Raw genomic sequence first — 8140 nt, 5'->3', positions numbered from 1 at the left:
CGAGCTTCATCTCCTCCAAACCGAATTTGCCTGACCGACTTTTGCAAGAGGTCTAATGGCTCAGATCCATTTAATTGCCAAATTCTAAATACCAATACAGCAGCTACAGTTAACCACACACAAGAAAATGATAAAGTCATTCCCGCTATAGGATTAGTTTGCCAATAAATTGCCGTCACCACTACAGCAGATAACCAAGGGCCTAAAATCACTACAGGTACAGCAGCACCTAATCTCCGTTCTACAGTAAAAATCGTATTCCAAGTATCCCCTAAAGCCAGATGTACCACAAACAAGATTAAAGGCAGCACTAAAAACTGGTGATTCATTTGCTGCCAAACCAATACAGAAGAAATTACCCGCAAAACGGCAATTATCATCCAAACTATGGGAAAGGCTAAAGGTGGAGGCGACCATCTTGGTCTGATTACCTGGTCATAAGTCTGACGAGAACGGGTATTATCTAAAAGAGAAAAAATTCGAGAACGGATACTTAATATAGCAAAAAATAATCCAGTCAATAAAGTGCTAAACCAACTGGAAAAAGAATAATTATTATCAATGAATATTACTAATTTTTCCATTCCCAATAACACGAGAATCATGACTAATATCTGTAGTATCGTCCCTAGTGTATAAACTAAAACTGCTCTGATATCTAGTTTTTGTGTAGTCGCTATTGATGTGTTTAGAGACTGTTGTTGATTCCCAGATTTTACCCCCATCACTGTATTAACAAACTGTTCAACTATTCCACGATTCTGGGATTTATTCATAATTAAGAGATGGCGCGTAGTTGGTAATTAGTAGTAATAAGTCATTGTATGATATTCTTATAGTTAAAAATAATTTTTGTAGGTTATTTTAACATCAGAGTTTATCAGTTCCGAATCTAATGTACAGTCTTTCATAACTGATATTGAGGAAAAAACGTGAAATTTCAGAAGTTATTGTATATTTTTACTCTCGTAAATATTGCTACGTTGGCTCTGAGTGTACCTGTATTTGCTCAAATCGCGCAGACTCCCTTTAATTCTGCACAGTCAAATTGTCGTGCAACTAAAGTAAATACTCCAGTTTTCAAAGAACCTTCAACATCATCCCATACTATCAGAATATTGTCGGCAAAAACAAGGATTACTTTAGCGTATATCCCAGTTAGTGGAGATAGATTTGTCAGAATTAAAGCTCCGACTTCAGGGTTTATTCAAACTGCTGTGCTGAAATTTTGTCAGCCGAATAAAAACGCTCAAAATGTTTCGAGTAAACCTACTATTGGCAGTGTATGTCGGCAAATTGTACGACAGGAAACTATACGCCGCCAACCAAGTACAAAAGAACCTTTTATTACAACACTTTATCCAAAGACAACTGTGTTTGTGAACTTGGTTACAGGTAATATAGTTAAGTCATATAAATCTGAGAATTACATTTGGGTAGAAATCGACCTTTCTAGAAGTTTTCCTGGAGAGTTATCTGGTAATGGTTGGATGGTCAACACTGACTTAGTGAATACTCCTGGATTAAGCAGTCTGGCTTATTGTAGTTAGTAGCTTATTTCTAAGTATCTTACCCAGGTATAAAGCGTGTTTTACTCATGAACTCTGATGTATATTCGCATTAATATAATAGTCACTGTTCAAGAAGCTGACAAAAGCACAATATCAACGAGAAAATGTGCTTAATACTTTACTCCCGTTCAAAGACAAAAATAATGGAAATTGGTTTATTTGTCTTGGGATCGGATGGCTCATATAAATTTAGCAATCGGTAATTCAAAGCATGGAATTCGTCGATCCATGATTCTAGGGTTCTGAAATACCAAGGAGTAGGGTAAAAGGGTCGATCTACATTTGGTTGCCATGAAGTTTCGCGCCACCCATTGGAATATGTATAGTCACCACAAGCAATTATCGGGTGAAGTGTTTGAATGATTATTTTGCCTTTGTCTTCTAACAGACTATGACCTGCCTTGGCGATCTCATCAAGAGCGCATTCGCCTAGAATTGAAAAGTTGCAAATCAAGCAAGAGAAATAGTTAATTGTGCTAAATCTTTGTGATGCAAGATCCGAGTACGAACAGACAACAAAGCGAGAATCACCACTATCCTTTGCTGTCTCAATGAGATCGGCGCAAAAATCAACACCCCAGCCATCAATTCCTAAAGAAAAAAGCTGTCGAGACAACCATCCCTCACCGCATCCAATATCTAAGAATGTTCTTGGATTCATTTGGGTTATAGCTTTAACTATAACGGCATCTGTGGCGATCGCACGGCTTTCAATTTGTTGATTACGAATTGCTTGTGTCCATAATTTAGCATTCATCTGCCATGAGTCAAAGATTCGTTTTTCATTCTCGTCCATATAACACCGCTCAAATAGCACGAACAATCTTCTCCTTTAAAACATAAGCGATAATGTAGCCAGATGCAGGATTGACCCTATTTCCAAAAATCGCAGTTGTAACTCATAGCTATAAAGGATTACAGCAATTATTTAGGTTCTATCGATTAGCGATAGTACACATGACAACCGTAGTTATTTATATTAGTTAAGTATGTTCGGTTACACCAAAAAAGTCAGTGCAAAAGTTTTTTGGGTCGCTGGGGAAACTGAAGGCTTTTTGGGGTTTTTCGAGTTTAATGGATGATTATATCATTAGTAATTGCAACGCTATGTTAATTAATGAATTAAGAAATATTAATTTGATTATTTTTCCTGACTGGTCTAATTTAGAAACTGCGATCGCAGAAGAATTGACAAATGTTCTCAGAACTCTTTTCACACATCCAGCTAGACAAGATATAACACTGCTAATTTACAGTCAAAGCTTATCGGATGAACTACAGGATAATGCTAACTCATTACTTTTTGAGATAGTTCTGAAACTTAGTTTAGAAGAGGCTGTCTCGGAAGACCTGAATGTAGGGCTGACGGGTCAGTTAAGCAGCAAAGAATGGTCTATTATTAAATCATTAATTAATTTTCGTATCCCAATTAATAACGAAGATCGCTACATTATCCAGCAGCCAGAAATTGCACAAGTTCCCAGATGTGATTTGTCAGAAATTGAACAGCCAACTATTTATGAAGCGGCTCGGCTAGAATCTTGGCACAGATGGGGCGACTATTTTACAGACATTGAATCGCCTGAAAATGCTATCTCATATTACAGCAAGTATTTATCTAGTTGTCCGCACCAGGTTAACTATTATCTGAAGTTAAGTGATGTTTTTTATAAAACTGGTCAGATGCCAGCGGCTATCAAAACATTGCAAAATGGTATTAGCAATTGCCCTCAAGCAGAAGAACTCTATTACTGGCTGATTATTCGTCTAAAGCAAAGCCAGAACTATCTGGAAGCTCGTAACTTCGCTCAACAGGTTACAGAGAAGTTTCCTGAAAACTACGTATTTAAAATGTTGAGCTATCTTATGCTGCCAGAAACTTATCATACTCCTCAAGAGATTGATACCTATCGAGCATGGTTTCAAGAGGGGCTAGAAAAATTGATTCAAGAAGTAACAATTAATAGCCTAGATGAACAGAAAAAAGCTTTTATCGGAATCAGCCATCATACAAACTTTTTTCTTGCATATCAGGCAAAAAATGACCTGGGATTACAGCAGCAATATGGACAGCTAGTTCACCAAATTATGACGGCAAATTATCCGCAATGGAGTCAGGTGCGTCCGATTTCTTCTATTAGTAACAATCGAAGAATTAAAATTGGCTATCTTTCCTATTTTTTATGTAGCTGGAGTGGAACAGTTTTGTTCTTAAACTGGCTTAAATATGCAGATAATCAAAAATTTGAAATTTATTCATATCACATAGGGCATCAAATTGACGCTGCTACTCAATTATTTCAGTCTCATAGTACGAAGTTTTATCATTTGCCGAATAATTTAGAACAGATTTGTCAACAAGTTATTGACGATCGCCTTGATGTGTTAATTTTTCCAGAATTAGGAATGGATGCCACAACACTATGCATTGCTGGACTCCGTTTAGCGCCGATTCAATGTATGGCTTGGGGGCAACCTGTCACTTCTGGATTACCCACCATTGACTATTTTTTATCTAGCGAACTGATGGAGCCTGTGAATGGCCAATATCACTACACCGAAAGCCTTGTACGTTTGCCTGGTGTTGGGATTTCCTATCCTACGATCAAAGTTGACTCAGTTAACCGCAACCGATTATTTTTTGGATTACGAGAAGATGCTATCGTCTACATCTCTAGTCAAGCTGCTTATAAATATTTACCGCAGTACGATTACGTTTATGCAGAAATTGCCCGTCAAGTTCCCAATGCTCAGTTTATGTTTCTTCGCTCTGGGATTTCTCAAGAACGTCTGAAACGGGCATTTGCGGCTGTCGGGTTAGATAGTCTTGACTATTGTGTATTCTCTCCTGTCCTGCCGCGTGATGATTACTTTGACTTGCTTTCTTTGGCAGACATTTATTTAGATACCTTCGACTGGGCGGGTGGTAACACAACACTGGATGCGATCGCCTGTCATTTACCAATTGTTACTTGTCCTGGTGAGTTTATGCGGGGGCGTCATTCCTATGGTTTTTTGCAAGCGATCGCTGTAACACAGACAATTGCAGATGATACCTCACAATATATTCAGATTGCAGTGCGATTAGCCGTAGATATTGATTGGCGATACTCAGTTCGTGAAGCCCTAAAACTCTCAAGCAAGGTTCTGTTTGACAATCCCACTGCTACCCAAAATTTAGAAGCATTTATCAAACAGGCGATCGCTGCAAGAAGTTAAAGAAGTATATTTTGACTTTAACTGAAAAATAAGTAAGTATTAACAGTGATATTCAAAGGCTATGAAAGTCGAAAATGAAACGTCCAAATCGCCTTGCTTGGATGGGAGCGATCGCACTCGCTGCGATCGTTTTACTTAGTTTGTTCGCGGCTCCCAATAATACTAAAATTAACACTGGCTCTACCTACAACCGTAACTCTGATGGCTATGGTGCTTGGTACGCTTTTATGCAACAACAGGGAATTTCTATTCAGCGCTGGCAAAAGCCTTTTAGTGATATTCAGCCAGAGAACAGCCCAATTACCTTGCTACAGGTAGGCGGCTATCCCAGGGAAACCACACTGGATAGTCAAGAGCGGGAATGGGTAGAGAAAGGAAATACTTTGGTAATTTTGGGTGCAAAGGCGCGGGTTACAGAAGCGGAGTTTAGCACTATGCAAAAATCTCCTGAAGGTGATATTAAAATTGATACACGTAGACGATATAAAAAAGCTAACTCCCAGCAAGTTAATTTAGGTGATCGCTTTGGTGCTGTTGTCTGGAAAGAAAATTACAAAAAAGGAAAGGTGATTTTTTCTACCACTCCTTATTTAGCTGCCAACGCCTACCAAGATTATTTAAGTAATTTCAAGTATTTAGCTAGTTTGGTTACTGAAAAAAGTAACACAGTCTTTGTCGATGAATACATCCACGGCTATAAAGATGCCGATATCAGGAAGAAAGAAAGCGAAGGAGATTTATCTAGCTTTTTTGCCAAAACTCCTTTACTTCCAATATTAATACAGGTAGGTATCCTGCTATTAGTGCTAGTTTGGGCGCAGAATCGCCGCTTTGGCAAGCCAGTAGCTTTAGATACACCAGTTGTAGATAATAGCGAGGCATACATCCAAGCTTTAGCCGGGGTGTTGCAGAAAGCTGATACCACCGACTTTGTTGTTGAAATGGTGGGTAAACAAGAACAACTAGAACTCCAAAAAGTCTTGGGATTAGGGCAAGTACTTTTAGAACGTCAAGCCTTGATCGATTTCTGGATGGAAAAAACAGGTGCAAGTGCAGCAGAATTAGATGCAGTTTTAAAGCTACAATCTCGCAAACAACCCATCAGTGAACGAGACCTGTTAAGCTGGTTGGGGAAATGGCGAACCATTAGATTAATTCGTAATTCGTAATTCATAATTCGTAATTATTTTTTTGTAATTGTACTCTGCGTTGGTTATTTATCAATAAAAAATATGAGTGAAACGCATCCTATCTTAATTCGTCTTGGTCAAGGTATTAATCAAGTAATTGTTGGACAATCTGGCTTAATACAGCAACTCTTAGTAGCACTGCTAGCGGGTGGGCACGTAATTTTAGAAGGAGTACCGGGAACTGGGAAAACCCTTTTAGTAAAGGTGTTGGCGCAGTTAATTCAAGGGGATTTTCGCCGGATTCAATTAACACCGGATGTTTTACCTTCAGATATTACTGGTACAAATATTTTTGACTTGAATAGCCGCAATTTCACTTTGAAAAAAGGGCCAATATTTACTGAAGTATTGCTAGCAGACGAAATCAATCGTACTCCGCCCAAGACACAAGCGGCGTTGCTAGAAGCAATGGAAGAGATGCAGGTAACACTGGATGGTGAAAGTTTGCCTTTACCAGATTTATTTTGGGTAATTGCAACACAAAACCCCCTAGAATTTGAGGGTACTTATCCTTTACCAGAAGCGCAGTTAGACAGATTTTTATTTAAGTTGGTGGTAGATTATCCAGATCAAGCTGCTGAAAAGCAAATGTTACTCAATCGTCAGGCGGGTTTTGCAGCACGACGTTTGGATATTAGCCGTTTGAAACCAATCGCAACAGTAGCCGACATTTTGCAAGCACGACAAGCAGTCAAAGAAGTTAAAGTATCAGAAGCGATCGTTGATTATTTGTTGGCATTGGTGAGAACATCGCGTCAATATCCTGATTTGACTTTGGGTGCATCACCTCGCGCTACCGGTGCTTGGTTGCAGACATCTCAAGCTCTAGCGTGGTTAGCGGGAAGAGATTTTGTAACACCAGATGATGTAAAAGCAGTTGCATCACCGTTGCTACGTCATCGTCTCATATTGAAACCAGAAGCGATGCTGGATGGTTTACAAATGGATGCAGTAATTGCATCGGTAATTAATCAAGTACCAGTTCCGAGGTGAAAATTTTAAAGTCCCTCTCCCAAGTTTGGGAGAGGGATTTAGGGTGAGGGCTTTTGGCAATTTTTAGACGAAAGGGCGGTTAAAACCGACATTTTACAGAAGCGAAGTTGTTTTACTAAGACATAGCGATCGCCATCACAACATTACTGATAAAATATCGAAAATGCGAGAACTTTACCCAGCGATCAAGCCTTACTTAGAAGGTAGTTTACAGGTTTCCGACCTTCATACTATCCATTTTGAAGAATCAGGAAACCCGCAAGGTCAACCCATCGTTTTGCTGCATGGGGGCCCTGGTGGTGGATGTCCAGCTTTTTATCGGCAATATTTCCACCCAGAAAAATGGCGGTTAGTGATGTTTGACCAGCGCGGTTGTGGTCAAAGTACACCCCATGCGGAATTACGAGAAAACACCACTTGGGATTTAGTCAGTGATATCGAAAAACTGCGCCAACATTTAGGTATAGAAAAGTGGGCAGTTTTTGGTGGTAGTTGGGGTAGCACTTTATCATTAGCTTACAGTCAAACCCATCCCTCTCGATGTAAGGCATTAATTCTGCGTGGGATTTTCATGCTGAGACAAAAAGAGTTGCACTGGTTCTACCAAGAGGGTGCTAGCTATATTTTTCCTGATGCTTGGGAAGAATATCTCAAACCAATTCCCATAGATGAACGTGACGATCTGATTGCAGCATATTACAAACGCTTGACCAATCCAGATTTAGAAATTCAATTAACAGCAGCGCGTGCTTGGTCAATTTGGGAAGGTAGTACCAGTAGACTTTTCTTAGACCCAGAACTCATGCAAAAGTTTGGCGAGAGTGAATTTGCTTCAGCTTTTGCACGCATTGAATGCCATTACTTTATGAATAAGGGATTTTTGGAAACAGAAGATCAATTACTCTTAAATGTAGACCGAATCCGCCATATTCCGGTTGTAATTGTTCAGGGACGCTATGATGTAGTTTGTCCAATGATATCAGCTTGGGAATTACATCGAGCTTGGCCAGAAGCGGAATTTATAGTGGTTCCTGATGCCGGACATTCGATGAGTGAACCAGGAATTCGTAATGCTTTGATTGAGGCAACAGATAATATTTAATTCGGTTAGGTAATAGACTCATCCTTAATATAAATAACATGGGATAATAAAAAGCTGGAGTAAAA

The 8140-nt window shown here is 39.2% G+C and carries 7 protein-coding genes; 5 read left to right on the top strand and 2 right to left on the bottom strand.

Features of this window, described 5'->3' with window-relative positions; all coding sequences use genetic code 11:
* On the bottom strand, positions 1–776 hold a 776-nt coding region (locus HWQ42_RS02570; protein ID WP_292809025.1), incomplete at its 3' end, for a TspO/MBR family protein.
* Positions 777–932: 156 nt separating this feature from the next.
* Between HWQ42_RS02570 and HWQ42_RS02565 the strand changes: the two genes are divergently transcribed.
* Positions 933–1550, top strand: coding sequence for a hypothetical protein (locus HWQ42_RS02565; protein WP_292809023.1), 618 nt, complete (start codon positions 933–935; stop codon positions 1548–1550).
* Between the two features lie 139 nt (positions 1551–1689).
* Here the strand turns inward: HWQ42_RS02565 and HWQ42_RS02560 are convergent, their stop codons facing one another.
* A complete protein-coding gene (locus HWQ42_RS02560; protein WP_292809021.1) occupies positions 1690–2367 on the bottom strand; it encodes a methyltransferase domain-containing protein in 678 nt (225 codons plus the stop codon).
* A 341-nt stretch (positions 2368–2708) separates the two neighbouring features.
* Here HWQ42_RS02560 and HWQ42_RS02555 point away from each other — a divergent pair, with 341 nt between their 5' ends.
* The 4 genes from HWQ42_RS02555 to pip all read left to right on the top strand — a co-directional run bounded on the left by HWQ42_RS02555 (position 2709) and on the right by pip (position 8075).
* Positions 2709–4790, top strand: coding sequence for a glycosyltransferase family 41 protein (locus HWQ42_RS02555; RefSeq protein WP_292809019.1), 2082 nt, complete (start codon positions 2709–2711; stop codon positions 4788–4790).
* 74 nt (positions 4791–4864) lie between these two features.
* Positions 4865–5959 carry a DUF4350 domain-containing protein gene (locus tag HWQ42_RS02550; protein WP_292809017.1) on the top strand — a complete coding sequence of 365 codons (1095 nt, stop codon included), beginning with the start codon at positions 4865–4867 and terminating at the stop codon, positions 5957–5959.
* Positions 5960–6022: 63 nt separating this feature from the next.
* Positions 6023–6973, top strand: coding sequence for a MoxR family ATPase (locus HWQ42_RS02545; RefSeq protein ID WP_292809015.1), 951 nt, complete (start codon positions 6023–6025; stop codon positions 6971–6973).
* Between the two features lie 163 nt (positions 6974–7136).
* Positions 7137–8075 carry a prolyl aminopeptidase gene (gene pip, locus HWQ42_RS02540; RefSeq protein WP_292809013.1) on the top strand — a complete coding sequence of 313 codons (939 nt, stop codon included), beginning with the start codon at positions 7137–7139 and terminating at the stop codon, positions 8073–8075.
* Positions 8076–8140 lie beyond the last annotated feature (65 nt).

This window comes from Nostoc sp. JL23, from assembly GCF_017115065.1.
Taxonomy (GTDB): Bacteria; Cyanobacteriota; Cyanobacteriia; order Cyanobacteriales; family Nostocaceae; genus Nostoc; species Nostoc punctiforme_A.
This window is presented reverse-complemented; position numbering and strand designations above follow the sequence as displayed.